Annotated in this window: 23 protein-coding genes; 14 read left to right on the top strand and 9 right to left on the bottom strand. The window is 69.7% G+C overall.

What is annotated here, in order from left to right:
• Positions 1 to 5: 5 nt before the first annotated feature.
• The 5 genes from ACFOMP_RS02410 to ACFOMP_RS02390 all read right to left on the bottom strand — a co-directional run bounded on the left by ACFOMP_RS02410 (position 6) and on the right by ACFOMP_RS02390 (position 5,565).
• Complete coding sequence (locus tag ACFOMP_RS02410) at positions 6 to 1,304, bottom strand: pyruvate dehydrogenase complex dihydrolipoamide acetyltransferase (protein ID WP_379027750.1); 1,299 nt, start codon at positions 1,302 to 1,304, stop codon at positions 6 to 8.
• Positions 1,305 to 1,316: 12 nt separating this feature from the next.
• Positions 1,317 to 2,681: a pyruvate dehydrogenase complex E1 component subunit beta gene (locus ACFOMP_RS02405; RefSeq protein WP_379027749.1), complete on the bottom strand. Its 1,365-nt coding sequence runs from the start codon at positions 2,679 to 2,681 to the stop codon at positions 1,317 to 1,319.
• A 12-nt stretch (positions 2,682 to 2,693) separates the two neighbouring features.
• Entirely contained in the window at positions 2,694 to 3,725 is a 1,032-nt protein-coding gene (pdhA, locus tag ACFOMP_RS02400) for a pyruvate dehydrogenase (acetyl-transferring) E1 component subunit alpha (protein ID WP_289893406.1), read from the bottom strand.
• A gap of 220 nt (positions 3,726 to 3,945) precedes the next feature.
• Entirely contained in the window at positions 3,946 to 4,239 is a 294-nt protein-coding gene (locus ACFOMP_RS02395; protein WP_289893407.1) for an FtsB family cell division protein, read from the bottom strand.
• 24 nt (positions 4,240 to 4,263) lie between these two features.
• Positions 4,264 to 5,565 carry an acetylornithine deacetylase/succinyl-diaminopimelate desuccinylase family protein gene (locus ACFOMP_RS02390; RefSeq protein WP_379027748.1) on the bottom strand — a complete coding sequence of 434 codons (1,302 nt, stop codon included), beginning with the start codon at positions 5,563 to 5,565 and terminating at the stop codon, positions 4,264 to 4,266.
• A gap of 104 nt (positions 5,566 to 5,669) precedes the next feature.
• Here ACFOMP_RS02390 and ACFOMP_RS02385 point away from each other — a divergent pair, with 104 nt between their 5' ends.
• From ACFOMP_RS02385 to ACFOMP_RS02365, 5 genes are all read left to right on the top strand, one after another.
• Positions 5,670 to 5,951, top strand: coding sequence for a hypothetical protein (locus ACFOMP_RS02385; protein WP_379027747.1), 282 nt, complete (start codon positions 5,670 to 5,672; stop codon positions 5,949 to 5,951).
• Between the two features lie 11 nt (positions 5,952 to 5,962).
• Entirely contained in the window at positions 5,963 to 6,622 is a 660-nt protein-coding gene (locus ACFOMP_RS02380; protein WP_379027746.1) for a DUF1523 family protein, read from the top strand.
• A 3-nt stretch (positions 6,623 to 6,625) separates the two neighbouring features.
• A complete protein-coding gene (gene deoC, locus ACFOMP_RS02375; protein ID WP_289893411.1) occupies positions 6,626 to 7,570 on the top strand; it encodes a deoxyribose-phosphate aldolase in 945 nt (314 codons plus the stop codon).
• A gap of 2 nt (positions 7,571 to 7,572) precedes the next feature.
• Positions 7,573 to 9,906, top strand: a complete 2,334-nt coding sequence (locus ACFOMP_RS02370) for an aldehyde dehydrogenase family protein (protein WP_379027745.1) — start codon at positions 7,573 to 7,575, stop codon at positions 9,904 to 9,906.
• Positions 9,907 to 10,002: 96 nt separating this feature from the next.
• Positions 10,003 to 10,632: an FMN-binding negative transcriptional regulator gene (locus ACFOMP_RS02365; protein WP_379027744.1), complete on the top strand. Its 630-nt coding sequence runs from the start codon at positions 10,003 to 10,005 to the stop codon at positions 10,630 to 10,632.
• Positions 10,633 to 10,782: 150 nt separating this feature from the next.
• Here the strand turns inward: ACFOMP_RS02365 and ACFOMP_RS02360 are convergent, their stop codons facing one another.
• Both ACFOMP_RS02360 and ACFOMP_RS02355 read right to left on the bottom strand, forming a co-directional pair.
• Complete coding sequence (locus ACFOMP_RS02360; RefSeq protein ID WP_289893414.1) at positions 10,783 to 11,538, bottom strand: hydroxypyruvate isomerase family protein; 756 nt, start codon at positions 11,536 to 11,538, stop codon at positions 10,783 to 10,785.
• 2 nt (positions 11,539 to 11,540) lie between these two features.
• Positions 11,541 to 12,086 carry a DUF1285 domain-containing protein gene (locus tag ACFOMP_RS02355; protein WP_289893415.1) on the bottom strand — a complete coding sequence of 182 codons (546 nt, stop codon included), beginning with the start codon at positions 12,084 to 12,086 and terminating at the stop codon, positions 11,541 to 11,543.
• A gap of 61 nt (positions 12,087 to 12,147) precedes the next feature.
• Here ACFOMP_RS02355 and ACFOMP_RS02350 point away from each other — a divergent pair, with 61 nt between their 5' ends.
• The 9 genes from ACFOMP_RS02350 (at position 12,148) to lpxB (ending at position 22,354) form a co-directional block, all read left to right on the top strand.
• A complete protein-coding gene (locus ACFOMP_RS02350) occupies positions 12,148 to 13,149 on the top strand; it encodes an AAA family ATPase (RefSeq protein ID WP_379027743.1) in 1,002 nt (333 codons plus the stop codon).
• A complete protein-coding gene (locus tag ACFOMP_RS02345; protein WP_379027742.1) occupies positions 13,146 to 14,015 on the top strand; it encodes a DUF58 domain-containing protein in 870 nt (289 codons plus the stop codon). Before ACFOMP_RS02350 ends, ACFOMP_RS02345 begins: the two co-directional genes overlap by 4 nt.
• Entirely contained in the window at positions 14,015 to 15,955 is a 1,941-nt protein-coding gene (locus tag ACFOMP_RS02340; RefSeq protein ID WP_379027741.1) for a BatA domain-containing protein, read from the top strand. Before ACFOMP_RS02345 ends, ACFOMP_RS02340 begins: the two co-directional genes overlap by 1 nt.
• Complete coding sequence (locus tag ACFOMP_RS02335) at positions 15,952 to 16,794, top strand: DUF4159 domain-containing protein (RefSeq protein ID WP_379027740.1); 843 nt, start codon at positions 15,952 to 15,954, stop codon at positions 16,792 to 16,794. The genes ACFOMP_RS02340 and ACFOMP_RS02335 overlap by 4 nt, the downstream gene beginning before the upstream one ends.
• The gene (locus tag ACFOMP_RS02330; protein ID WP_379027739.1) at positions 16,791 to 18,893 is read left to right on the top strand and encodes a hypothetical protein; all 2,103 of its coding nucleotides are present in this window, start codon (positions 16,791 to 16,793) and stop codon (positions 18,891 to 18,893) included. Before ACFOMP_RS02335 ends, ACFOMP_RS02330 begins: the two co-directional genes overlap by 4 nt.
• A 67-nt stretch (positions 18,894 to 18,960) precedes the next feature.
• A complete protein-coding gene (gene fabZ / locus ACFOMP_RS02325; protein ID WP_289894859.1) occupies positions 18,961 to 19,440 on the top strand; it encodes a 3-hydroxyacyl-ACP dehydratase FabZ in 480 nt (159 codons plus the stop codon).
• Positions 19,433 to 20,218 (top strand): acyl-ACP--UDP-N-acetylglucosamine O-acyltransferase, encoded by a 786-nt coding sequence (gene lpxA, locus ACFOMP_RS02320; RefSeq protein ID WP_379027738.1) that lies wholly within the window; start codon positions 19,433 to 19,435, stop codon positions 20,216 to 20,218. The genes fabZ and lpxA overlap by 8 nt, the downstream gene beginning before the upstream one ends.
• A 10-nt stretch (positions 20,219 to 20,228) precedes the next feature.
• Positions 20,229 to 21,026, top strand: coding sequence for an LpxI family protein (locus ACFOMP_RS02315; protein ID WP_379027737.1), 798 nt, complete (start codon positions 20,229 to 20,231; stop codon positions 21,024 to 21,026).
• 164 nt (positions 21,027 to 21,190) lie between these two features.
• Positions 21,191 to 22,354: a lipid-A-disaccharide synthase gene (gene lpxB / locus ACFOMP_RS02310; protein ID WP_379027736.1), complete on the top strand. Its 1,164-nt coding sequence runs from the start codon at positions 21,191 to 21,193 to the stop codon at positions 22,352 to 22,354.
• Here lpxB and ACFOMP_RS02305 read toward each other — a convergent pair.
• Positions 22,329 to 22,679: a RidA family protein gene (locus ACFOMP_RS02305; protein WP_289893421.1), complete on the bottom strand. Its 351-nt coding sequence runs from the start codon at positions 22,677 to 22,679 to the stop codon at positions 22,329 to 22,331. The two genes, lpxB and ACFOMP_RS02305, sit on opposite strands and share 26 nt — an antisense overlap.
• Before the next feature lie 27 nt (positions 22,680 to 22,706).
• Positions 22,707 to 23,453 carry a sulfite exporter TauE/SafE family protein gene (locus ACFOMP_RS02300; RefSeq protein ID WP_379027735.1) on the bottom strand — a complete coding sequence of 249 codons (747 nt, stop codon included), beginning with the start codon at positions 23,451 to 23,453 and terminating at the stop codon, positions 22,707 to 22,709.
• Positions 23,454 to 23,629 lie beyond the last annotated feature (176 nt).

Below are 23,629 nucleotides of genomic sequence, written 5' to 3'. Positions count from 1 at the left end.
GGGAATCAGGCCAGCATGCCCATCGGGTTTTCCAGGTGCTTGACGATGGCGTCCAGAAGCTGGGCGCCGAGGGCGCCGTCGATTACCCGGTGATCGACCGAGAGGGTCATCGACATGACGTTGCGGATCACCACCTCGCCGTTTTCCACGACCGGGGTCTGGATGCCGGCGCCGACGGCAAGGATCGCGCCGTGGGGCGGGTTGATCACCGCGTCGAAGTTCTCGATGCCGAACATGCCCAGATTCGAGATCGCGAAGCTGCCGCCCTGATATTCATGCGGGGCGAGCTTCTTGGTCTTGGCGCGGTTGGCCAGATCCTTCATTTCAGCGGAAAGCGCCGACAGGGTCTTTTGCTGGGCGTCCTTCAGCACCGGGGTGAAGAGCCCGCCTTCGACCGCCACGGCGACCGCCACGTCCGAGGGCTTCAGCTTCAGGATGCGGTCGCCGGCCCAGACGGCATTGGCATCCGGCACCTCTTGCAGCGCCAGGGCGCAGGCCTTGATGATGAAGTCGTTCACCGACAGCTTCACGCCCCGCGATTCCAGCTGCTTGTTCAGCATGGCGCGGAACTTCATCAGCTCGTCCAGCTTGGCCGAGCGGCGCAGGTAGAAATGCGGGATGGTCTGCTTGGCCTCGGTCAGGCGGGCGGCGATGGTGCGGCGCATGCCGTCCAGCGCCACCTCGGTGGTCTCGCGGTCGGCATACATCTTGAGCACGGTTTCCGCCGAAAGACCGGCCGGGGCTGCCGCTGCCGGGGCGGCGGCCTTCTGGGGCTCTGCGGCGGCAGCGGGTTTCGCCGCGCCGGGCTTCGCGCCCTCGACATCCGCCTTGACGATGCGGCCATGCGGGCCCGAGCCCGTCACGCCGGCAAGGTCGATGCCCTTTTCGGCCGCGATGCGCCGCGCCAGCGGCGAGGCGAAGACCCGGTTGCCATCGGCCGCCTTCGGTGCCGCCGGGGCAGGGGCCGCCGCCGCTGCCGCAGGAGCGGCGGCTTCGGCTTTCGCGGGTGCGGCTGCCTCGGCTTTCGGCGCCGGGGCCGAGCTGATGTCGGAGGCGCTTTCGCCCTCGTCCAAGAGCACGGCGATGGGCGTGTTCACCTTCACGCCCGCCGTGCCCTCGGCCACCAGGATCTTGCCCACCGTGCCTTCGTCCACGGCCTCGAATTCCATCGTGGCCTTGTCGGTTTCGATCTCGGCCAGGATGTCGCCGGATTTGACCGCGTCGCCTTCCTTCACCAGCCATTTGGCCAGCGTGCCCTCCTCCATGGTCGGAGAAAGCGCGGGCATCAGGATTTCTGTCGGCATCTCGCTTGCTCCTTAACGGTAGGTGACTTTCTTGACCGCCGCCACCACCTCGTCCGAGGTGATCAGCGCGTGCTTTTCAAGATTCGCGGCATAGGGCATGGGCACGTCCTTGCCGGTGCAGTTGATCACCGGGGCATCGAGATAATCGAAGGCGTTTTCCATGATATAGGCCGAGAGGTGGTTGCCGATCGAGCAGACCGGGAAGCCCTCTTCCACCGTCACGCAGCGGTTGGTCTTTTGCACCGAGGCGATCACGGTCGCATAGTCGATCGGGCGCAGGGTGCGCAGGTCGACGACCTCGGCCTCGATGCCCTCGCCGGCCAGTTTCTCGGCCGCGTCCAGCGCATGGGTCATGCCGATGCCGAAGCTGACCAGGGTCACATGCTTGCCGGGGCGCACGATCTTGGCCTTGCCGAAGGGGATGGTGAAATCCTCGAGGTCCGGCACCTCGAAGCTGCGGCCGTAGAGGATCTCGTTTTCCAGGAAGACGACCGGGTTCGGGTCGCGGATCGCCTGTTTCAGCAGGCCCTTCGCGTCGGCGGCCGAATAGGGCATGACGACTTTCAGGCCGGGGATCTGCGCGAACCAGGCGGCGTAATCCTGGCTGTGCTGGGCGGCGACGCGGGCGGCGGCGCCGTTCGGGCCGCGGAACACCATCGGCGCACCCATCTGGCCACCCGACATGTAGAGCGTCTTCGCGGCCGAGTTGATGATGTGGTCCATCGCCTGCATGGCGAAGTTGAAGGTCATGAACTCGACGATGGGGCGCAGGCCGGCCATGGCGGCGCCGGTGCCGATGCCGGCGAAGCCGATCTCGCTGATCGGGGTGTCGACGACGCGGCGCGGGCCGAACTTGTCGAGCAGGCCCTGCGAGATCTTGTAGGCGCCCTGGTATTCGCCGACTTCCTCGCCCATCAGGAAGACGGTGTCGTCGCGGGTCATTTCTTCTTCCATGGCCTCGCGCAGGGCTTCGCGCACGGTCATGGTCTTCATCGGCGTGCCTTCCGGCCAGTCGGGCGACTGATCCGCGACCGGCGCCGGGGCAGCGGCGGCGGCCTCGGCCAGCGCGGCCAGCGCCTCGGCCCTGGCCTCGGCGGGCGCGGCCTTCGGTGCCGGGGCGGCATCGACGGATTCGCCTTCCTCGACCAGCACGGCGATGGGGGTGTTGACCTTGACCCCCTGGCTGCCTTCGGCGATCAGGATCTTGCCGAGGATCCCCTCGTCGACGGCCTCGAACTCCATCGTGGCCTTGTCGGTCTCGATTTCGGCGAGAATGTCGCCGGATTTCACGCTATCGCCTTCCTTGACCAGCCATTTGGCCAGCGTGCCTTCCTCCATGGTCGGCGACAGGGCGGGCATCAGGATTTCGGTTGCCATGGTTCCCTCCCCTCAGGCGTTCTGTTCCGCGCCGCCCTGCGGCACTTCCTTGGCGTAGATATCGGTCCAGAGCTCCTCCAGCGGCGGCTCGGGGCTTTCCTTGGCGAATTCGGCCGAGTCGTTCACGATATCCTTGATCTCCTTGTCGATGGCCTTGAGGTCCTCCTCGGAGGCGTGCTGGCCGGTCAGGAGCAGTTCGCGCACATGCTCGATGGCGTCGCGCTCGTCCCGCATCTTCTGCACTTCCTCGCGGGTGCGGTATTTCGCCGGGTCGGACATCGAATGGCCGCGATAGCGATAGGTCATGACTTCCAGGATGTACGGCCCCTTGCCGGCGCGGCAATGCGCCACGGCCTTTTCGCCCGCGGCCTTGACCGCCAGCACGTCCATGCCGTCCACTTGCTCGCCCTTGATGCCGAAGGCCTCGCCGCGGCCGAACAGCGTGGTCGACTTGGTCGAGCGCTTCATCGAGGTGCCCATGGCATATTGGTTGTTCTCGATGACGAAGACCACCGGCAGCTCCCAGAGCTCGGCCATGTTGTAGGTTTCGTAGACCTGGCCCTGGTTCGAGGCGCCGTCGCCGAAATAGACGAAGGTGACGTTGTCGTTGCCCAGATACTTGTCGGCGAAGGCAAGGCCGGCGCCCAGCGGCACCTGCGCCGCGACGATGCCGTGGCCGCCGTAGAAATGCTTCTCGCGGCTGAACATGTGCATCGAGCCGCCCTTGCCCTTGGAATAGCCGCCGATGCGGCCGGTCAGCTCGGCCATCACGCCGCGGGCCTCCATGCCGCAGGCCAGCATGTGGCCGTGGTCGCGGTAGGAGGTGATGCGCTTGTCGCCTTCCTTGGCGGCGGCCTCGAGGCCGACGACGACGGCCTCCTGGCCGATATAGAGATGGCAGAAGCCGCCGATCAGGCCCATGCCGTAAAGCTGGCCGGCCTTTTCCTCGAATCGCCGGATCAACAGCATGTCGCGGTAGTATTTGAGCAGCTCATCCTTGGACACGTTGGACGTGCTCTGCCTGGCTGCGGGCTTTCTGACCATGGGCCTCCTCCTCGGGGCAAGGAATAGTTCAGCGTTAAACTAGTTCTAGGCGAAGCTTTCGGGGGAAGTAAACCGGACTCGTGCATCCGTCCAGAGGGCAGATGCGGAAAGCCGCCGGTCGCCGGGCGCGCGCGAAGGCGGCCGCGCGGCGCCTCGGGCGGGCGGTCGCAGGGGTATTTGGACAACGGTGAAGAAGCGGGGCCAGAGCCCGCGGGAGCGGTCAGCGGATGATGATCTCGTCGGCGCGCACCAGGCCCAGCACGTCGCGGGCGCGTTCGTCCAACAGGTCGAGATCGAGATATTCGTCCGACAGGCGCCGGGTCAGGTTGCGCATCCGGTCCACCTCGGCCTGCAGCTTGTCGCGCTGCTGGACCAGTTCCTGCGTCTCGGCCTGCAACTGCACCCGCCGCAGGATGCCCGAGGGGCCCTGCACCGCCGCATAGGCGAAATAGACGCCCAGAAGGATCATCACGACGAAGAAGATGATGGCGCTGATCGACAGGCGTTGGGTCATGGTCTGCTCGGTTGTTTCGGGCGATCATGCCACAGGTGCAAAGCGGGGGGAATCCCCCGAAGCGCCGCGCAGGAGGTCGTCGAGCACCAGGGCCATGACGCGGGCGGAATCCCGCATGTCGTCCACGCCCACCCATTCGTCGGGCTGGTGCGCCAGGTCCAGCACCCCCGGCCCGTAGGCGATGCAGTTCTGCAGCTTGCCGATGCGGTCGATGTGCTTCTGGTCGTAGGTGCCGGGGCTGACGACATAGCCGGCCTCGCGGCCCAGAACCCGTTCGATGGCCGCCGCGGTCGAGCGCACCACCGGGGCCTCGCGGTCTGTCATGCTGGGGATGACCTCGAACAGGTCGCGGATCTCATAGGAGAGGCCGGGCCTTTGCGCCTTGACCTTTTCGAGCAGCGCGGTGACCTCGCGCTTCACTTCCGACAGCTCCTCCTCGATCAGGAAGCGGCGGTCGATGGTGATGCGGCAGCGGTCGGCGACGCAGGGTGCGGGCAGACCGGTGAAGTCGGGGCCGAGATCCGGCTCGCCGCCATGGATCGAGTTGATGTTCAGCGTCGAATTCCGCGCGCCTTCGGGGATCACCGGCATCTGCGTGTGTTTGGTCATCAGCAGCGGGAACAGCGTGCGTTCCATTTCCTCCAGCACCGCGCCCATGTGGCGGATGGCGCTGTCGCCCAGGAAGGGCATCGAGCCATGGGCGATGCGGCCATGCGTCTCGATCTCGGCCCACCAGACGCCGCGATGACCCAGGCAGATGCGGTCCTTGTGCAGGGGCTCGGGGATGATGACATGGCCGACATGCGCGAAGGCGCCCTGCTGGGCCAGATAGGCCACGCCGCCGAAACCGCCCGATTCCTCGTCCGCGGTGGCGCTGATCTCGATCTGGCCGGGGTGGTCGGGGTAAAGCGCCGTGAAGGCCTCGGCGGCGATGATGCTGGCGGCCAAGCCCCCCTTCATGTCGCAGGCGCCGCGGCCATAGATGCGGCCATCGGCCAGTTCGGCGGCGAAGGGATCGCGGCTCCAGCCATGGCCGATCTCGACCACGTCGTGATGGCTGTTGAAATGCACGCATTCGCCGGGCGGGCCGCCGCGATGCCGGGCCACCAGGTTCCAGCGCGGGAAAGCCTCGCAGTCGCCGGGCGCGCCATGGGCGCGGATCAGCTCGCAGGTCCAACCCTGCGGCGCCAGCCGCGCCTGCAGGTATTCGCAGATCTCGCGGTAGTTGCGTCCTGGCGGGTTCAGCGTCGGAATGCGGATCAGATCCTGGGTCAGGCGGACCAGGTCGTCGCGGCGGTTCTCGATCTCGAGGGCAAGGGCGTCCATGGTGCAAGGCTAGGCCGGGCGCGGGGGCGCGGCAATGGGGTCATTGACAGTCGCGGCGCGCGGGCCTTCCATGGGGCAGGTTTTTCGCAACCATGGTCGGCCCGATGATCGCCTTTCTCCGCCTGATCGGCATGGTCCTGGCCGTCGAGCTGATCTTCTATGCGTTGATTTCGATCTACATCCGCAGCCTGCGCCGGGAAGAGCTTGAAAAGGAATGGGATCGCCGCCATCCCGAACGCGCGGGCCCCTCGCCGGAACGCGCCGAGTTCGTGCGGCGTTCGATGGTGGGTTTCGGCAAGACCCTGCGGGCGCGGCTCGTCGGGCTGGTGCTGGTTCTGCCGGTGGTCGCGATCATCGTGATCATCGTGTTCGTGAATTACAACTGAGGGGGGCGCCGATGCGCTGGTTCCTGACCGTCCTTGGAGTGATCTTCGGGATCGCGGTCTTTTCGTTCCTGGACTACACGCTGCCCTCGAAGCAGACGGTCCGCATCACCAACACCTACAACCGCCTGACCGATATCGGCGCGAACCGCATCTTCTATGCCTCGCCCGACACCGGCACGGTGCAGAACGCGCAGGGGCAGCGCGACGTGCGCTTCATCGACACGGTGCGCCCGAACGGCAAGCCCTATGTCTATCGCAACGAGGATACCGGCTGGATCTGGCCGCCCTATTTCAAATACGACAGCTCGAACCTGCATGCGCGGGCGACGGACATGCGCTCGACCGCGGCCAGTCCGGAATGGGTCAGCGTGACCTCTTACGGCTGGCGCATCTCCTGGTTGTCGATCTATCCCAACGCCATCTCGGTGAAGCCGGTGGCGGGGCCCGAGGTCAAGCCCTTCAACTGGGCGGCGCAGATCATCCTGCTGGTGCTGGGGGCGCTGCTGTTCCTGCTCTGGCGCATGTGGAACCAGTTCCGCGAACGCACCATCGACCCCGCGGTGCGCTCTGCCGACGAGACCTGGGACCGGATCGACGCCCGGGCCGACGCGGCGCGCGACCGGGCGCGCGGGCGCATGCGGCGCTGGTGGGACGGGCTGCGGGGCCGCTGAGCGATGGAGCGCAAGAACCCCGGCACCGATTTCCGCCTCGACTGGTTCGAGACCATCCAGGTCAACACCCCGGCGGCCGAGCGCCGCGCCGCAAGCCTGGCCGCGCGCCGCAGCCTGAAGAAGGAATGGCAGGCGGCCTGGCTTCTGAACGCGGTAGGCTGCATCGACCTGACCACGCTGTCGGGCGACGACACGCCCGACCGCGTGGCCCGGCTTTGCGCCAAGGCGCGCCAGCCCGTCGATGCCGGTCAGTTGGCGGCGCTGGGGGTCGATCACCTGACCACCGGCGCGGTCTGCGTCTATCCGACCATGGTGGCGGCGGCGAAACGGGCGCTAGCCGGCACGGCGATCCCCGTCGCCTCGGTCGCGACCGGCTTTCCGGCCGGGCTGATGCCGCTTGACCTGCGGCTGGCCGAGATCCGCTATGCACTGGACCAGGGCGCGGACGAGATCGACATCGTCATTTCCCGCGCGCTGGTGCTGCGCGGCGAATGGGCGGCGCTTTACGACGAGATCTGCGACATGCGCGAGGCTTGCGGCCATGCCCGGATGAAGGCGATCCTGGCGACGGGCGAGCTTAAGACCCTGGGCAATGTCGCCAAGGCCAGCCATGTCGCCATGCAGGCCGGCGCCGATTTCATCAAGACCTCGACCGGGAAAGAGCCGGTGAACGCCACGCTGCCGGTCAGCTTGGTCATGCTGCGCGCGATCCGCGACTATCGTGACCAGACCGGCTTTGCCGTCGGCTTCAAGCCGGCCGGCGGGTTGAAAACCGCCAGGGACGCGCTGAACTGGCAGGTGCTGATGGCCGAGGAGCTGGGCCGCGACTGGCTGCGGCCGGATCTGTTCCGCATCGGCGCCAGCTCGCTTCTGGCCGATATCGAGCGGCAGATCTCCCATCACGTCACCGGGCGCTATGCCGGCGCCCATCGTCTGGCCGCGGGGTGAACATGCCGAAGGTAAGCGAAATCATGGAAAGCATGGAATACGGCCCCGCGCCCGAGGATGCCTCTGCCGTCCGCGACTGGCTGCGCGAACGCGGCCGCTTCGGCCATTTCATCGCCGGACGTTTCACCCGGCCGGGCGAGACCTTTGCCAGCCGCGACCCCTCGACCGGCGAAGAACTGGCGCAGGTCACGCAAGGCACCGCCCGCGACGTGATGAAGGCGGTGCGCGCCGCCCGCCGGGCGCAGCGCGGCTGGGGCGCCATGCCCGGCCATGTGCGGGCGCGCTTTCTGTATGCCATCGCGCGCACCATCCAGAAGCGCGAACGCTTCCTGGCGGTGCTGGAGACGCTGGACAACGGCAAGCCGATCCGCGAAAGCCGCGACATCGACGTGCCGCTGGTGGTGCGGCATTTCTACCATCACGCCGGCTGGGCCGAGCTGGCCGAGACCGAATTTCCCGGCCATGGCCCGCTGGGCGTCTGCGGCCAGATCATCCCCTGGAACTTTCCGCTGCTGATGCTGGCCTGGAAGGTGGCGCCGGCCCTGGCCGCCGGCAATACCGTGGTGCTGAAGCCGGCCGAATACACGCCGCTGACCGCGCTGGCCTTTGCCGAGATCTGCGCCCATGTCGGGCTGCCCGCCGGGGTGGTCAACATCGTCACCGGCGACGGCGAGACCGGCGCGGCGCTGGTCGAGGCGCCGGTGGACAAGATCGCCTTCACCGGCTCGACCGAGGTCGGGCGCGGCATCGCCCGCGCCGTCGCGGGTTCGGGCAAGCGGCTGACGCTGGAACTGGGCGGCAAGTCGCCCTTCGTGGTCATGGAGGATGCCGACCTGGACGCCGCCATCGAGGGCGTGGTCGATTCGATCTGGTTCAACCAGGGCGAGGTCTGCTGCGCCGGCTCGCGCATCCTGGTCGCCGAATCGGTCGCCGCGCGGTTCGAGGCGCTGCTGCGGGCCCGGATGCAGAGCCTGCGCCTCGGCCCGCCGCTCGACAAATCCACCGATATCGGCGCCATCGTCGATCCGGTGCAAAAGGATCGGATCCTGCGCATCCTCGACCGGGCGACCGCCGCCGGGGCGGAGCTGGTCGGCGGCGCGCCGGCGGCGGCGGGCTGTTTCATCGCGCCGGGTTATCTGCGCAACATCGCGCCCGCCAATCCCGGCATGGTCGAGGAGATCTTCGGCCCCATCGCCACGCTGTCCACCTTTCGCACCGCGGACGAGGCGGCGGATCTGGCCAACAACACCCGCTATGGGCTGGCAGCCTCGGTCTGGTCGGAAAGCGCCACGGTGGCGACCGACATGGCGGCGCGGATCAAGGCCGGCGTGGTCTGGGTGAATTGCGCCAACCTGTTCGACGCCGCCGCGCCCTTTGGCGGGATGCGCGATTCGGGCTATGGCCGCGAAGGCGGGCGCGAGGGGATGCTGGATTATCTTACCGCCGCCGTCGCCGCGCAGCGCGACCCGGTGCCGGCGGAGATCGCCCCGGTCGAGGCGCCCGAGGACAGCGCCGGGATCGACCGCACCGTCAAGCATTACATCGGCGGCGCGCAGAAGCGGCCGGATGGCGGTGCCAGCTACCTGGCGCAGGACGAGCTGGTGCCGCTGGGCAATCGCAAGGACATCCGCAACGCCGTCGAGGCGGCGGGGTCCGCGCTGGCGAAATGGCAGGGCCTGGGCGGCCACGGCCGGGCGCAGGTGCTGTATTTCCTGGCCGAAAACCTGGCGCAGCGCCGCGCCGAATTCGCCGGCTTCGCCAGTCCGGCCGAGGTCGATGCCGCCATCCGCCGCTGCTTCTTCTATGCCGGTTTCGCCGACAAATACGACGGCGCCACGGTTGCGGCCAAGCCCGGCCACCTGTGCCATGTGCAGCCCGAGCCGTATGGCGTCATGGGACTGGTCGCGCCCACGGCCGCGCCGCTGGCGGGGTTCATGGCGCTGGTGCTGCCGGCCATCGCCATGGGCAATGCCGTGGTGGCGATCCCGTCGCAGGACCGGCCGATGGCGGCGCTGACGCTGGCGCAGGTTCTGGCCTGCTCGGACGTGCCGGGCGGTGTGGTGAACATCGTCAGCGGTCCGCGTGATGCGCTGGCGGGGGCGCTTGCCGCGCATGACGGCGTCTCGGCGATCTGGCATGCCGGGCAGGGCGAGGGGCTGGCCGAGGTGCAGCGCACCGCGGCCGAGACCCTGATCCCGGTCTGGACGCCCGAGCCGCGCGATTGGACCGATGCGAAGGCGCAAGGCCGGGAATTCCTGCGCGCCGCCAGCCGCAGCAAGACCATCTGGCTGCCCTATGGCGCGCTTCCCGCCGGCACCGGCAGCGCGGCTTACTAGCAGCGCTTGCCCTGCGCCGGTTCCGGCCGGCGCGGGCATTGTCATCATCCTGGGCCAAGGACACGATCCGGCAGTCTCGGCATCGGAGCAGCAAGCATGTATGTCCCCCCGCATTTCCACGAGATCCGCCCCGACGAAATCGCCGCGATCATCGAGACCGCGCCTTTGGCCTGCATCGTGGCGCAGACCGGAAAGGGGCTGGTTGCCAACCATATCCCGCTGCTGGCCGCCCCGGATGGCACGCTGATCGGGCATGTGGCGCTGGCCAACGACATGCACCGGCTGATCGCCGATGGTCAGGAGGTGCTGGCGATCTTCCGGGGCGAGGATGCCTATGTCTCGCCGAATTTCTACCCGAGCAAGGCCGAGCATCACCGGCACGTCCCGACCTGGAACTATCAGGTGGTCCATGCCTATGGCGCCATCAGCTTCCAGCATGACGACCATGCCAAGCGCGCGGCCGTCGGCCTGCTGACCCGCAAGCACGAGCGCCGCCTGAACGGCACCCAGGCCTGGCGCATGGCCGACGCCCCGGCCGATTACCTGCAGCAGATGCTGAACGGCATCGTCGCCCTCCGCATCGCCCTGCGCCGGACCCTGGCGAAATCGAAGCTCAGCCAGAACCGCGAGCCGCGGGACTATCTGGGCACGATCGCCGGCCTGAAGGCCAGCGGCTATCAGGCGATGGCCGAACGGATGGCCAAGCGCCTGCCCGGCGAGGATTGACAGGCCGGCGCCGCTGGCTTGCCGAAACCCGGCGGACGGGAAGCGACACGGCGCTGGCGGAGGCCGTGCCCGGCAGTCGGCCCGGCCACCGCACCAGCGCCGCCATTTCCCGCCCGGACCCGGCGCGGCCCGGCCGCTGTCAGGCCGCTGTCAGGCCGAGCGCAGCCAGCGCAGCCCGGCCTCGGTCGAGGTGCGCGGCGAATATTCCGCCCCCACCCAGCCCTGATAGCCGGAACCGTCGACGGCCCGCAGCAATTCGGCGAAATGGGCATCGCCCTGGCGCGGTTCGTGCCGGCCCGGGCAGCCGGCGACCTGGATGTGCCGCACCCGGCCGGCATGGCGCTGCCAGATCTCCAGCGCGTCGCCATGGATCATCTGCGCCTGGTAGGCGTCGAATTGCAGCCCCAGATTGGCGGCGCCGACCTCCTCGACGATCTCGGCCGCCAGATCGAAGCAGTCGAGAAAATAGCCCGGCATGTCCTCGCCATTCATCGGCTCGATGGTCAGGCTGGCCTGCGGCGCGCGGGCGCAGGCCCAGCGAAGGTTCGCGACCAGCGTGCGCCGGGCCGCGGCCCCGGCGGCCTTGCCGGCCATCACATGCAGATGCTGCACCCCCAATGCCCGGGCGAAGCGCATGGCCCGGTCGAAATCGCTGCGGAACCGCGCCTCGTTGCCCGGTTCGGCGGCAAAGCCGCGCGGTCCGCCCGCCCAGTTCGGCGGCGGCGTGTTCATCAGCACGAATTCCACCCCCGCCGCCTGCGCGGCCCGGGTCAGTTCCTTGACCGCCAGGTCATAGGGAAACAGGATCTCGACCCCGTGAAAGCCGGCGCGGCGGGCGGCGGCAAAGCGCTGCTGCATCGGCAGCTCGGTGAACAGATAGGTCAGGTTGGCGGCGAATCGCGCCATGGTCAGGGCTCCAGAGGAAAGGCCGTCCCTCCCGATCGCACTTCCATACGCCCGTTTTCGCCGGGCATAGCTGCATCGGCCAGTCGGTAGAATGTCTTGCGGTCGATCAGCGCCCAAAGACCGCGGCGAATATGCACATAGGGCCGGGGTTCCTCGACCGTCCCGCGCAGCGCGATCGCATGCTCGGGACCGGCGATCACCCGGTCGGCCACATTGGTGGTAAAGCTGATCTCCTCCCCGATCTCGGCATCGACGGCGACGAAGGGCGCATCGACCACGCGGATGCCGACCTTTTCGACCGGGGTGACCAGAAAGTAATCGTTACCCTCTCGCTTCAGGATCGAGGCGAAGAGGCGCACCATTTCGGGCCGGCCGATGGGGGTTCCGTTATAGAACCAGCTGCCATCGGCGCGGATTTCCATGTCGAGATCGCCGCAGAAGGGGGGATTCCACAGATGCACGGGCGGCGGACCCTTCTTCGACGCGCGGCTGGCGGCGGCGGCGATTCCGCTCGCATCGCTCACGCTATTGTCAGTCTTTTCCACCATTCCCTGTGGACCCCGTCACACCTGCCTTTATGTTGTCCTAGAGCAGAAACGGGGCGTTGTCATGGCCGAGGATGAAAAACTGGTTTCGGAAATCTTGACGCTGACCGACCGGCTGGCCCAGGTCCGCGCCAGCGTCGAGCGCCGCTTCGTCGGCCAGCATGCGGTGGTCGAGCAGGTGCTGGCCGCGATCCTGTCGGGCGGGCACGCGCTGCTGGTCGGCCAGCCGGGCCTGGGCAAGACCATGCTGGTCGATACGCTGGCCACGGTGCTGGGCCTTGATACCGCGCGCATCCAGTTCACCCCCGACCTGATGCCGGCCGACATCCTGGGCTCCGAGGTGCTGGACATCCGCCCCGACGGCACCCGCGCCTTCCGCTTCATCGAGGGGCCGGTCTTCACCCAGCTGCTGATGGCGGACGAGATCAACCGCGCCAGCCCCCGCACCCAATCCGCGCTGCTGCAGGCCATGCAGGAGGGCGAGGTGACCATCGGCGGCGAACACCGGCCGCTGGGCCGGCCCTTCCACGTCCTTGCCACCCAGAACCCGATCGAGCAGGAGGGCACCTATCCCTTGCCCGAGGCGCAGCTGGACCGTTTCCTGTTGCAGATCGACGTGGATTATCCCGACCGCGACACCGAGCGCGCCATCCTGCTTGCCACCACCGGGGTCGAGCAGGGCCGCGCCCATGCGGTCTTCGACGCGGCGGGGCTGGTCGCGGCGCAGGCGCTGATCCGGCGCATGCCGGTGGGCGAGGCGGTGCTGAACGCGATCCTTGACCTGGTGCGGGCCGCGCGGCCCGGTGCGCCCGAGGCGCCCGGCTGGATGGCCGACACGCTGGTCTGGGGGCCGGGGCCGCGCGCCGCGCAGGCGCTGACGCTGGTGACGCGGGCGCGGGCGGCGCTGAACGGCCGTTTCGCGCCGACGCTCGACGATGTCGAGGCCATGGCCGCCCCTGTGCTGCGCCACCGCATGGCGCTGAGCTTTGCCGCCCGCGCCCGCGGCGACGGCATCGAGGGCGTGATCGCGCGGCTGGTCGGCGACCGGATGCAGGCGGCCGCGTGAAACCCTCGGCCGACCAGCTGCGCGCCCGGGCCGAGGCCGCCTCGGCGGCGCTGCCGGCGCTGATGCTCTCGGCCGAGCGGCTGGCGGCGGCGCTGGTTGCCGGCGCGCATGGCCAGCGCCGGGCCGGCACCGGCGAGGATTTCTGGCAATACCGCCCCGCCACTGCGGGCGATACGGCGCGCAGCATCGACTGGCGACGCTCGGCCCGCTCGGACGGGCAGTTCGTCCGCGACCGCGAGGCACAGGTGGCGCAATCGGCGGCGCTTTGGGTCTCGGGCGCGGCGGGCATGGATTACGCGGGCGGCGAGGACCGGCCCAGCAAGCGCGACCGCGCCGATCTGCTGGCGCTGGCCTTGGCGATGGCGTTGCTGGCCGGCAGCGAACGCGTGGCGCTGACCGGCCAGCCGCCGCGCCCCGGCCGCCTGCAGGCCGAGCGCATCGCCGAGGCGCTGATCGCCCGCCAGGCGCTGGACGGCGACGAGGACGCGCCGCCGGCCGAGGCGCTGCGTCCCGGCCAGCGCGTGGTGCTGTTCGACGATTTCCTGGGCGATCCGCAGCCGGTGCTGGACTATCTCGGCCGCGCGGCCAGCCTTGGCGTGCAGGGCGTGCTGATGCAGGTGCTGGACCCGGACGAGGAGGGCTTTCCCTGGGGCGGCGCGGTGCTGTTCCGCTCGGCCTCGGGGGCGCTTCGCCACGACACCCGCGACGCGGCCGGGCTGCGGGACGCCTATCTGGCGCGGCTGGCCGAGCGGCGCGAACTGCTCCAGCGCGCGGCGCTGACCGCGGGCTGGCATTTCGGCAGCCATGACACCGCCGCGCCGCCGGCGCAGGCGCTGCTGTGGCTCTGGTCGGTGCTGGAGGGCTGATGCTGGTCCTGGGCCCCCTCGGCTTCCTGACCCCCTGGCTGCTGGCGGCGCTGGCGGCGTTGCCGGTGCTGTGGCTGATCCTGCGCGCCATGCCGCCGTCGCCCAAGCTGGTGCGGTTTCCGGGCACCCGGCTGCTTCTGGGCCTCAAGGATCCGCATCCGGTGGCGCGGCATACGCCGTGGTGGCTGCTGCTGCTGCGGGTGCTGGCGATCGCGGCGCTGATCCTGGGCTTTGCCGGGCCGGTCTGGAAGCCGTCGCCGGACCAGGGCGGGCAGGGGCCGCTGCTGATCGTCATGGATGCCGGCTGGGCCGCCGCGCCCGACTGGCCGCAGCGGCAGGAGCGGGCCTTGCGGGCGCTGGATCAGGCCGCGGCGGCGGGCCAGCCGGCAGCGCTCATGGTCGCGGACGGCCGGGCCGAGGGGGCGCTGGCCTTCCAGCCCGCTTCCGAGCTTGCCGGGCAATTGCGCGCCCTGCGCCCCGCCGCGTGGGAGACGCGCTATCCCGCCGACCCCGATGCGGCGCTGGCCGAGGCGCCGGCGGCGCTGTCGGTGCTCTGGCTCAGCGACGGGCTGGACCATGACGGCCGCGCCGACTGGCTGGCGGCGCTGTCGGGCCGGGGCCGGGTGACGGTGGTGCCGCCGCAGGGCCCGCGCCTGGCGCTGGAACCCGTTGCCGGCGACCGGCCGGCGCTGCGGCTGCGCGTGACCGGCGGCGGTCCGGTGCCCGAGGTGCTGGCCATGGGCCTCGACCCGCAGGGCGTCCCGCGCGAACTGGCCCGGCTGAAGCCCGGGGTGCCCGAGAGCGGCGTCCAGGGCGGCGTCGCCAGCTATCTCATCCCGATCACCCTGCCGTCCGAATTGCGCAACCGCATCACCCGCTTCGAAGTCGAGGGCCAGGTTTCGGCCGGGGCGGTGGTGCTGGCCGATGACAGCATGCGCCGCCGCAAGGTGGCGCTGGTCGGCGACGACCGCGCCAGAGAAGGGCAGCGGCTGCTGTCGCCCATGCATTACCTGCGCCGGTCGCTCGCCCCCTCGACCGACCTGATCGAGGGTGGGCTGGGCGATGTGCTGCAGGCCTCGCCCGACGTGATCGTGATCGCCGACCAGCTTGGTCTGGCCGAACAGGCCGAGCTGCGCGATTGGGTGGAAGCCGGCGGGCTGCTGGTGCGGTTCTCCGGCCCGCGCATGGCGGCCTCGGACCGGCTGAGCGAGGAGGCGCTGCTGCCGGTGCGGCTGCGCGCCGGCGGGCGCGACATCGGCGGCGCGCTGAGCTGGGGCGAGCCGCGCGGCATCCGGCCCTTTGCCGCCGACGGGCCCTTCGCCGGCCTTGCCGTGCCGCGCGATGCCACGGTGCGCGCGCAATTGCTGGCCGAGCCGGCCCCGGACCTGGCCGAGCGCACCATCGCCCAGCTTTCCGACGGCACGCCGCTGGTCACGCGCGCGCCGCTGGGGCAGGGGCAGCTGGTGCTGTTCCACACCACCGCGAATGCGGAATGGTCGAACCTGGCGATCTCGGGCCTGTTCGTCGAAATGCTGGACCGGCTGGTGCGCAGCGCCCGCGCCAGCGCCGCCGCGCCCGAGGTCGAGGCGGCGGAACAGCCCTTCTGGTTGCCCGAGCTGGTGCTGGACGGCTTCGGCCGCAGCGCCGAGCCCGGCAATCCGGTGCCGGTGGCCGCCGCCGATTTCGCCAAGGGGCCGGCGCCGGGCGCCCCGGCAGGGCTTTATCGCGGCGGCGAGCGCATGGCGGCGCTGAATGCCGGCGGGCCGATCGCCCTGGCCGACTGGCCGGGCGCGCGGATCGAAAGCGCGGCGCAGGCGCCGGGGCTGGATCTGCGCGGCTGGCTGGTCGCGCTGGCCGCGGCGCTGTTCGCACTGGACGCCCTGGGCAGCGCCTGGCTGGCGCGGGGCACGCGGCGCGGCCGGGGCAGGGGGTTCGCATGAGGCTGATCCTGTTGATCCTGCCCTTCTGGGCCCTGTGCTGGACCGCTGCGCTTCACGCGCAAGAGGCGCCCGACCCCCGCCTGATGCGGGCCGCGGACGACGTGACGCTGGCCTATGTGATCACCGGCGATGCCGAGGTGGATGCGGCATCCGAAGCCGGTCTGCGCGGGCTGTCGCAGGTGCTCACCGCCCGCACCACGGTCGAACCGGACGAGCCCATCGGCATCGACCCCGACCGCGACGACCTGTCGCTGCTGACCTTTCTCTACTGGCCGGTGACCGAGGCGCAGCCCTTGCCCTCGCCGCAGGCCTATGTGCGGCTGAACCATTTCCTGCGCTCGGGCGGGATGATCCTGTTCGACACCCGCGACGGCGACATCGCCGGTCTGGGCGGGCCGGACGGCTCGGCGGCGCTGCAGACCCTGGCCGCGCCGCTGGACATTCCGCCGCTGGCGCCGGTGCCCGGGGATCACGTCCTGACCCGGACCTTCTACCTGCTCAGGGATTTTCCCGGCCGCTATCAGGGGCGCGAGATCTGGGCCGAGGCGCCCCCCGCCGGCGCCGAGGCTGCCGAGGGGGTCCCGTTCCGCAATCTCAACGACGGCGTGTCGCCGGTGCTGATCGGCGGCAATGCCTGGGCCGAGGCCTGGGCCGTGGACGATAACGGCCTGCCGATGTTCAGCGTCGGTTCCGGCTTCGACGGCGAGCGCCAGCGCGAGATGGCCTATCGCTTCGGGGTCAACCTGGTGATGTATGTGCTGACCGGGAATTACAAATCGGATCAGGTGCATGTGCCTGCATTGCTGGACCGGCTGCGGCAGGAGGAGGTCTCGGAATGAGCGGGCTCGCCTTCGATCCGCTGCTGCCCTGGCCCATCGTGGCGGCGCTGGCGCTGCTGGCGGGGCTGGTGGCGCTCTGGTCGCTTTGGCGCGGCTTGCGCGGCTGGCTGCTGCGCGGACTGGCCGGCTTGGCCGTCGCGGCGGCGCTGGCGGGGCCGGCGCTGGAATCGGGCATCCGCAACAAACTGTCCGACATCGTGATCCTGCTCGACGACCGCAGCGCCAGCCAGGCGCTGCCGGGGCGGGCGGCGCAGACCGATGCCGCGGTCGAGGAACTGACCCGCCAGCTTGCCGCCCTGCCGGATACCGAGATCCGCCGGGTGACGCTGGGCGACGACCCGGACGGCACGCTGGCCGGCGCGGCCCTGACCCGGGCGCTGGCCGCCGAGCCGCAGGGTCGCGTCGCCGGGGTGATCGCCCTGACCGACGGGCTGGTGCACGACGCGCCGATGGTCCCGGCCGCCGCGCCCGCGCCGGTGCATGTGCTGCTGACCGGCCAGCCCGCCGACTGGGACCGCCGGCTGGTGATCGAGGAAGCCCCGGCCTACGGGCTGATCGGCAAGCCCGTCACCATCCGCCTGCGGGTCGAGGACCAGGGGGCGGTGCCGCCCGAGGTGGCGCAGGCCCCCGCCCGTCTGCGCATCATGCTGGACGGCGAGGAGATGCGCAGCCTCGAGCTGCCGCCCGGCGTGACGCTGGATCTGCCGGTGGTGCCGGATCACGCCGGGCAGAACGTGGTCTCGATCGGCTTCGACGCGCCTGAAGGCCCGACGCCCGAACTGACCGACCGCAACAATTCCGCCGCCGTGCAGATCCAGGGCGTGCGCGACCGGCTGCGGGTGCTGCTGGTCTCGGGCGCGCCGCATGCGGGCGAGCGGACCTGGCGCAACCTGTTGAAATCCGACGCGAACGTAGACCTGATCCACTTCACCATCCTGCGGCCGCCGGACAAGATGGACGCGGTTCCGGTGGACGAGATGTCGCTGATCGCCTTCCCGACCCAGGAACTGTTCCTGGAGCGGATCAAGGATTTCGACCTGATCATCTTCGACCGCGACCGGGTGCGCGGCATTCTGATGCCGCTCTATTACGAGAACATCCGCCGCTATGTCGAAGAGGGCGGCGCGGTTCTGGTCTCGGCCGGACCGGAGATGTCCACCGTGGAAAGCCTGAACCTGTCGCCGATGGGGGCGATCATCCCGGCGCGCCCGACCGGCCGGGTCTATGACGAACCGTTCCTGCCGCGGCTGACCGAGGACGGCCAGCGCCATCCCGTCACCGCCGGCCTGCCCGGCGCCCCGGCCGAGGGGTCGGACAGCCATTGGGGCCGCTGGCTGCGCATGTCGCAGGTGATCCCCGATCCGCGCGCGCAGGTGGTGATGACCGGCGCCAATGACGAGCCGCTGCTGATCCTGAACCGGGTCGGCAAGGGGCGGGTGGCGCTGCTGACCTCGGATCAGGTCTGGCTCTGGGGCCGGGGTTTCGAAGGCGGCGGCCCGCAACTGGAGCTGCTGCGCCGCATCGCGCATTGGTCGATGCAGGAACCGGAACTGGAGGAGGAGGCGCTGCTGGCCGATGTGACCGGCGGTCTGACCGTGACCATCACCCGCCGCACCATGGACGAGACCGCCGGCCCGCTGCGCATCACCCGTCCCGATGGCGGGACCGAGGATCTGCCGCTGGCCGAGGCCGGGCCGGGCCGTTTCACCGCGCGCTGGACGGCGCCGGGACCGGGGCTGTATCGGCTGGCCGATGGCGAGATCAGCCGCGTCCTGGCGCTCGGCCCGGCGGCACCGCGGGAATTCGAGGAAACCGTGGCCTCGGGCGCGGTGCTGGGCCCCCTGGCCGAGGCGACGCAGGGGGCGGTGCTGCCGCTCTCCGAGGGCGTCCCATCGCTGCGCACGGTGCGCGAAGGCCGGCCGGCGCATGGCCAGGGCGTGGCCGGCCCCTGGATCGCCATCACCCCGCGCGACGCTGCATCGGTCAGCGGCATGACGCACCGGCCGCTGCTGCCGGGCTGGGCCTGGCTGGCGCTGATCGCCGGGCTGGCGCTGGCCGGCTGGCTGGCCGAGGGGCGCGGCCGGCTGCGCCGCGCCTGAGCGCCGGCAAAACTTGCCAAGTTCGCCCCCCGTTGCTAGGCAAATGAAAACATTCCAAGAGGACCGCATGGCTTCCGACGAGACCGCCTATATCCCGCCGACCGAAGTCGATCTGGCGATGATCAAGCGCATCCTGCCGCATCGCTATCCCTTCCTGCTGGTGGACAAGGTCCGCGACATCGTGCCGATGGAAAGCTGCGTCGGCATCAAGAACGTCACCTCGAACGAACCGCATTTCGAGGGGCATTTCCCGCAAGAGCCGGTGATGCCGGGCGTGCTGATCATCGAGGCCATGGCCCAGGCCGCGGCGGTGCTGGTCGGCGTGTCGCTGGATCTGGCCGGCAAGGGTATGGGCACCTATTTCATGTCGATCGACAAATGCCGCTTCCGTCAGAAGGTGGTGCCCGGCGACGTGCTGGAATTGCACATGAAGACCCTGCGCGGCGGCGGCAAGGTCTGGAAATTCGAGGGTCGCGCCATCGTGAACGGCCAGCTTGCCGCCGAGGCCGAGGTCATGGCCATGCTGAACCGTGGCGAGAATGGCTGAGACCGTGATCCACCCCTCGGCCGTCGTCGACCCCGCCGCGCGGATCGGCGAGGGTTGCGAGATCGGCCCGTTCTGCGTCGTTGGCCCCGAGATCAGCCTCGGCCGCGGCGTGGTGCTGAAATCCCATGTCGTGGTGACGGGCGAGACCAGGATCGGCGACGAGACCGTCGTCTTCCCCTTCGCCTCGCTGGGCGAGGTGCCGCAGGACCTGAAGTTCCGCGGCGAACGCACCCGGCTGGAAATCGGCGCCCGCAACCGCATCCGCGAATACGTGACCATGAACCCCGGCACCGAGGGCGGCGGCGGCGTCACCCGGGTCGGCGACGACGGGCTGTTCATGGCCGGCAGCCATGTGGCGCATGACTGCCGGATCGGCGACCGGGTGATCCTGGTGAACAACGCCTCGGTGGCGGGCCATTGCGTGCTGGAAGACGACGTGATCGTCGGCGGCCTGTCCGGCGTGCATCAATGGGTGCGCATCGGCCGCGGCGCGATGATCGGCGCGGTGACCATGGTGACCGCCGACGTGATCCCCTTCGGCCTGGTGCAGGGGCCGCGCGGCCATCTGGACGGGCTGAACCTGGTCGGGTTGAAGCGCCGCGGCGCCTCGCGCGAAGACATCCACGCGCTGCGCGACATGCTGGGCCAGTTGGGGCGGGGCAGCTTCCGCGACACCGCCCGCCAGTTGGCGGACGAGGATCACGGCCCGATGGTGCGCGAGGTGCTGGATTTCATCCTCGGCCCCTCGGACCGCAGCTTCCTGGCCCCACATCCGTGAGAGCACATCCATGAGCCGCATCGCCCTGATCGCCGGCGAGGGCTGCCTTGCCCCCGCCATCGCCGCCGCGCTGGACCAGCCGCTGGTCTATGCGCTGGACAACCTGAAACCGCAGCTCGAGGCCAGGCCCTTCCGCCTGGAACGGCTGGTGCCCTTCCTGGACGAGCTGGTCGACCAGGGGGTGACGCAGGCGGTTTTCGCCGGCGCCATCCGCCGCCCGAAGATCGAGCCCGAGCTTTTCGACCCGCGCACCCTGACCATCGTGCCGCGCATCCTGATGGGGATGCAGTCGGGCGATGACGCCGCCTTGCGCGCGGTGCTCGACGTATTCGAGGAAGCAGGCATAACCATCTGTTCTGTCGATCAGATCCTGCCGGATCTGGTGCCTGGGGAAGGCGTGCTGGCGGGCGAGCCGAGCCCACGCGACCAGAAGGACGCCGCCCGCGCCGCCGAGATCGTCCGGGGCCTCGGCACGCTCGACATCGGTCAGGGCGCGGTGGTGGCGCAGGGGCTTTGCCTTGCGGTCGAGGCGCTGCCGGGCACCCAGGCGATGCTGGAATTCGCCCGGCTCCATGTCGGGTTGAAACCCGATCCGAAGGGGGCGGGCGGCGTGCTTTACAAGGCGCCCAAGCCCGGCCAGGACCGCCGCATCGACCTGCCGACCATCGGGCCCGATACCGTGATCCAGGCTGCCGAGGCCGGGCTGGCCGGCATCGCCTGGGAGGCGGGCAGCGTTATCCTGCTGGACCGCGCCGAGGCGGTGCGCCGCGCCCAGGCAGCGGGGCTGTTTCTGTGGTCGCGGGGGTGAATGGGTGTTGGGAAAGCGGAAATGAGGCTTGCTTCACCGTTTTCCAAATACCCAAATGACGGTGCCGCGACAGCGGCAGCAGGGTATTTGGAAAACGGTGAAGACCGGGAGGCTTCTTTGTTTTGCAAAGACTCATGTCGGGACATGGCAAGCGGAGCGACGCGATGAAGTTCTTCCTGATCGCGGGCGAGCCTTCGGGCGACAATCTGGGCGGCGCGCTGATGGCCGGGCTGAACAGCCTCGATCCCGGCGCCGAATTCCTGGGGATCGGCGGCCCGGCCATGGCGGCGCAGGGGCTCGCGAGCCGCTTTCCCATGGAAGAGCTGAGCCTGATGGGCATCTGGGAGGTGCTGCCGAAATACCGGGCGCTGAAGGCCCGGATCGCCGAGACCGCCCGCGCCGTCGTCGAGGCCCGGCCCGATGCGCTGATCACCATCGACAGCCCGGATTTCTGCCTGCGCGTGGCACGCCAGGCGCGGGCGCTGGCCCCGGATCTGCGCACCATCCATTACGTCGCGCCCTCGGTCTGGGCCTGGCGGCCGGGCCGGGCCGGAAAGATGGCCGAGGTCATCGACCATGTGCTGGCGATCCTGCCCTTCGAGCCGCCCCTGATGCAGGCCGCCGGCATGACGTGCGATTTCGTCGGCCATCCCATCGTCGCCGAGCCGGTGGCGGGCGCGGCCGAGGCGGCGGCCTTTCGCGCCGCGAACGGCATCGCGCCGGATGCGCCGCTGGTCCTGTGCCTGCCGGGCTCGCGCCGGACCGAGGTCGGCCGGCTTGGCCCGCGCTTCGACGAGGCGCTGATGCGGCTGCGCGACCGGGTGCCGGAGATTCGCGTGGTGATCCCGACCGTGCGCGGCGTCTCGGGTCTGGTGCGCGACATGGCCCGGCGCTGGCCGACCGCGCCGGTGGTGATCGAAAGCCCCGAGGAAAGGCGCGCGGCCTTCGCCGCCGCCGACCTGGCGCTGGCCGCCTCGGGCACGGTCAGCCTGGATCTGGCCGCGAACGGCGTGCCCATGGTGATCGGCTATGACGTGGCGCCGCTCAGCCGGCTGATCATCGGGATGCTGCTGCGCACCGACACCGTGACGCTGGTCAACCTGGTCAGCGAGACCCGGGCGGTGCCGGAATATCTGGGCCGCAACTGCCAGCCGGGGCCGATGTCGCAGGCGCTCTACCGGCTGATCGAGGATCCCGAGGAGCGCGGCGCGCAGCTTGCCGCCATGGCGCTGACCATGGAGCGGTTGGGGCGCGGCGGCGAACCTCCGGGCTTGCGCGCCGCGCGTTCGGTCATGGCGGCGATCAGTTCTGCGCCGCGACCACGATGATCTCGACCTTGTAGTCGGGCGTCGCCAGCGCCGATTCGCCGGTGGCGCGGGCCGGGGCGTGGCCGGCGGCGACCCAGCCGTCCCAGACCGCGTTCATCTCGGCGAAATCAGCCATGTCGGCCAGCCACACCTGGGCCGAAAGGATGCGGGTCTTGTCCGAGCCGCATTCCGCCAGCAGCCGGTCGATCTGGGCCAGCACCGCGCGGGTCTGCTCGGTCACCGATTCGCCGGGCTTGCCGACTTGGCCCGCCAGGTAGACGGTGCCGTTATGGACGACCGCCTGGCTCATGCGGGGGCCGGTCTCGATACGCTTGATCTCGGACATGGAAAATCCTTTCGGGTTGGGCCGGCGTCAGAAAAGCCGCCAGAGGAACAGCGCCGTCATGCCAAAGCCGATGGCCGCAATCAATGCCCGCAACGCGCCGATCGGGATGCGCCGCGCCACCGGCGCGCCCAGATAGCCGCCGAGCACGGTGCCTAGGCTCATCACCGCCGCCGGACCCCAGGCCACCTGCCCGCCCGCCGCGAAGATCGCGAAGGAGATCACGGACAGCGCGAAGGACAGCCAGTTCTTCAGCCCGTTCATCTGGTTCAGCTGCGTCATGCCCCAAAGCGCGAACAGCGCCAGCAGCACGATGCCCAGCCCGCCGTTGAAATAGCCGCCATAGACCGCGACCGGCACCATGGTCCCGGCGCCGAAGGGCGCCACCGCGTTGCGGTGCTGCGCTGCCCATTCCCGCACCTTGGCGCCCCAGATGAAGACCGAGGTCGCGGCCAGCAACAGGAAGGGCACCAGCACCGCGAAGGCTTGGTTCGACGAGACCAGCAGCAGGCAGGAGCCGGCGACACCGCCGACCAGCGTCCAGAAGGTCAGCCGCAGCACCAGCGCGCGCTCGATCTGCGCGATCTCGCGCCGGAAGCCCAGGGCCGCCGACAGATAGCCCGGCAGCGCCGCGACGGTGCTGGTGGCATTGGCCGAGACCACCGGCACGCCGCCGGCGACCAGGGCCGGGAAGGTGATGAAGGTGCCGCCGCCGGCGACGGCATTCAGCATCCCGCCGAAAAAACCGGCGACGAGCATCAGCAGGGTATCGGTCATGCGCGGCCTTTCCGGAACGTTGGGCAGCCCTGCTTAGCCGCGCGGGCAGGGGGCGTCCAGCAGCCGGACAGGCAAACGCCCCGAGAAACGCTGCGGGCGGGATCGTGGCCGGGCCTGATCCGGTCAGAAGATGCCGGTCAGATACAGCAGGATGATCACGAAGATCGGAACCCCCA

Source organism: Paracoccus simplex (assembly GCF_042648325.1).
GTDB classification, from domain to species: Bacteria; Pseudomonadota; Alphaproteobacteria; order Rhodobacterales; family Rhodobacteraceae; genus Paracoccus; species Paracoccus simplex.
This window is presented reverse-complemented; position numbering and strand designations above follow the sequence as displayed.

Excerpts from the sequence above, each read along its gene's own strand:
- ACFOMP_RS02405 (WP_379027749.1), bottom strand. The coding sequence starts at position 2,681 with ATGGCAACCGAAATCCTGATGCCCGCCCTGTCGCCGACCATGGAGGAA.
- pdhA (WP_289893406.1), bottom strand. The coding sequence starts at position 3,725 with ATGGTCAGAAAGCCCGCAGCCAGGCAGAGCACGTCCAACGTGTCCAAG.
- lpxA (WP_379027738.1), top strand. The coding sequence starts at position 19,433 with ATGGCTGAGACCGTGATCCACCCCTCGGCCGTCGTCGACCCCGCCGCG.
- ACFOMP_RS02380 (WP_379027746.1), top strand. The coding sequence starts at position 5,963 with ATGCGCTGGTTCCTGACCGTCCTTGGAGTGATCTTCGGGATCGCGGTC.
- deoC (WP_289893411.1), top strand. The coding sequence starts at position 6,626 with ATGGAGCGCAAGAACCCCGGCACCGATTTCCGCCTCGACTGGTTCGAG.
- ACFOMP_RS02340 (WP_379027741.1), top strand. The coding sequence starts at position 14,015 with ATGCTGGTCCTGGGCCCCCTCGGCTTCCTGACCCCCTGGCTGCTGGCG.
- ACFOMP_RS02410 (WP_379027750.1), bottom strand. The coding sequence starts at position 1,304 with ATGCCGACAGAAATCCTGATGCCCGCGCTTTCTCCGACCATGGAGGAG.
- ACFOMP_RS02315 (WP_379027737.1), top strand. The coding sequence starts at position 20,229 with ATGAGCCGCATCGCCCTGATCGCCGGCGAGGGCTGCCTTGCCCCCGCC.
- ACFOMP_RS02350 (WP_379027743.1), top strand. The coding sequence starts at position 12,148 with ATGGCCGAGGATGAAAAACTGGTTTCGGAAATCTTGACGCTGACCGAC.
- fabZ (WP_289894859.1), top strand. The coding sequence starts at position 18,961 with ATGGCTTCCGACGAGACCGCCTATATCCCGCCGACCGAAGTCGATCTG.
- ACFOMP_RS02370 (WP_379027745.1), top strand. The coding sequence starts at position 7,573 with ATGCCGAAGGTAAGCGAAATCATGGAAAGCATGGAATACGGCCCCGCG.
- ACFOMP_RS02385 (WP_379027747.1), top strand. The coding sequence starts at position 5,670 with ATGATCGCCTTTCTCCGCCTGATCGGCATGGTCCTGGCCGTCGAGCTG.
- lpxB (WP_379027736.1), top strand. The coding sequence starts at position 21,191 with ATGAAGTTCTTCCTGATCGCGGGCGAGCCTTCGGGCGACAATCTGGGC.
- ACFOMP_RS02355 (WP_289893415.1), bottom strand. The coding sequence starts at position 12,086 with ATGGTGGAAAAGACTGACAATAGCGTGAGCGATGCGAGCGGAATCGCC.
- ACFOMP_RS02395 (WP_289893407.1), bottom strand. The coding sequence starts at position 4,239 with ATGACCCAACGCCTGTCGATCAGCGCCATCATCTTCTTCGTCGTGATG.
- ACFOMP_RS02300 (WP_379027735.1), bottom strand. The coding sequence starts at position 23,453 with ATGACCGATACCCTGCTGATGCTCGTCGCCGGTTTTTTCGGCGGGATG.
- ACFOMP_RS02365 (WP_379027744.1), top strand. The coding sequence starts at position 10,003 with ATGTATGTCCCCCCGCATTTCCACGAGATCCGCCCCGACGAAATCGCC.
- ACFOMP_RS02330 (WP_379027739.1), top strand. The coding sequence starts at position 16,791 with ATGAGCGGGCTCGCCTTCGATCCGCTGCTGCCCTGGCCCATCGTGGCG.
- ACFOMP_RS02305 (WP_289893421.1), bottom strand. The coding sequence starts at position 22,679 with ATGTCCGAGATCAAGCGTATCGAGACCGGCCCCCGCATGAGCCAGGCG.
- ACFOMP_RS02390 (WP_379027748.1), bottom strand. The coding sequence starts at position 5,565 with ATGGACGCCCTTGCCCTCGAGATCGAGAACCGCCGCGACGACCTGGTC.
- ACFOMP_RS02335 (WP_379027740.1), top strand. The coding sequence starts at position 15,952 with ATGAGGCTGATCCTGTTGATCCTGCCCTTCTGGGCCCTGTGCTGGACC.
- ACFOMP_RS02360 (WP_289893414.1), bottom strand. The coding sequence starts at position 11,538 with ATGGCGCGATTCGCCGCCAACCTGACCTATCTGTTCACCGAGCTGCCG.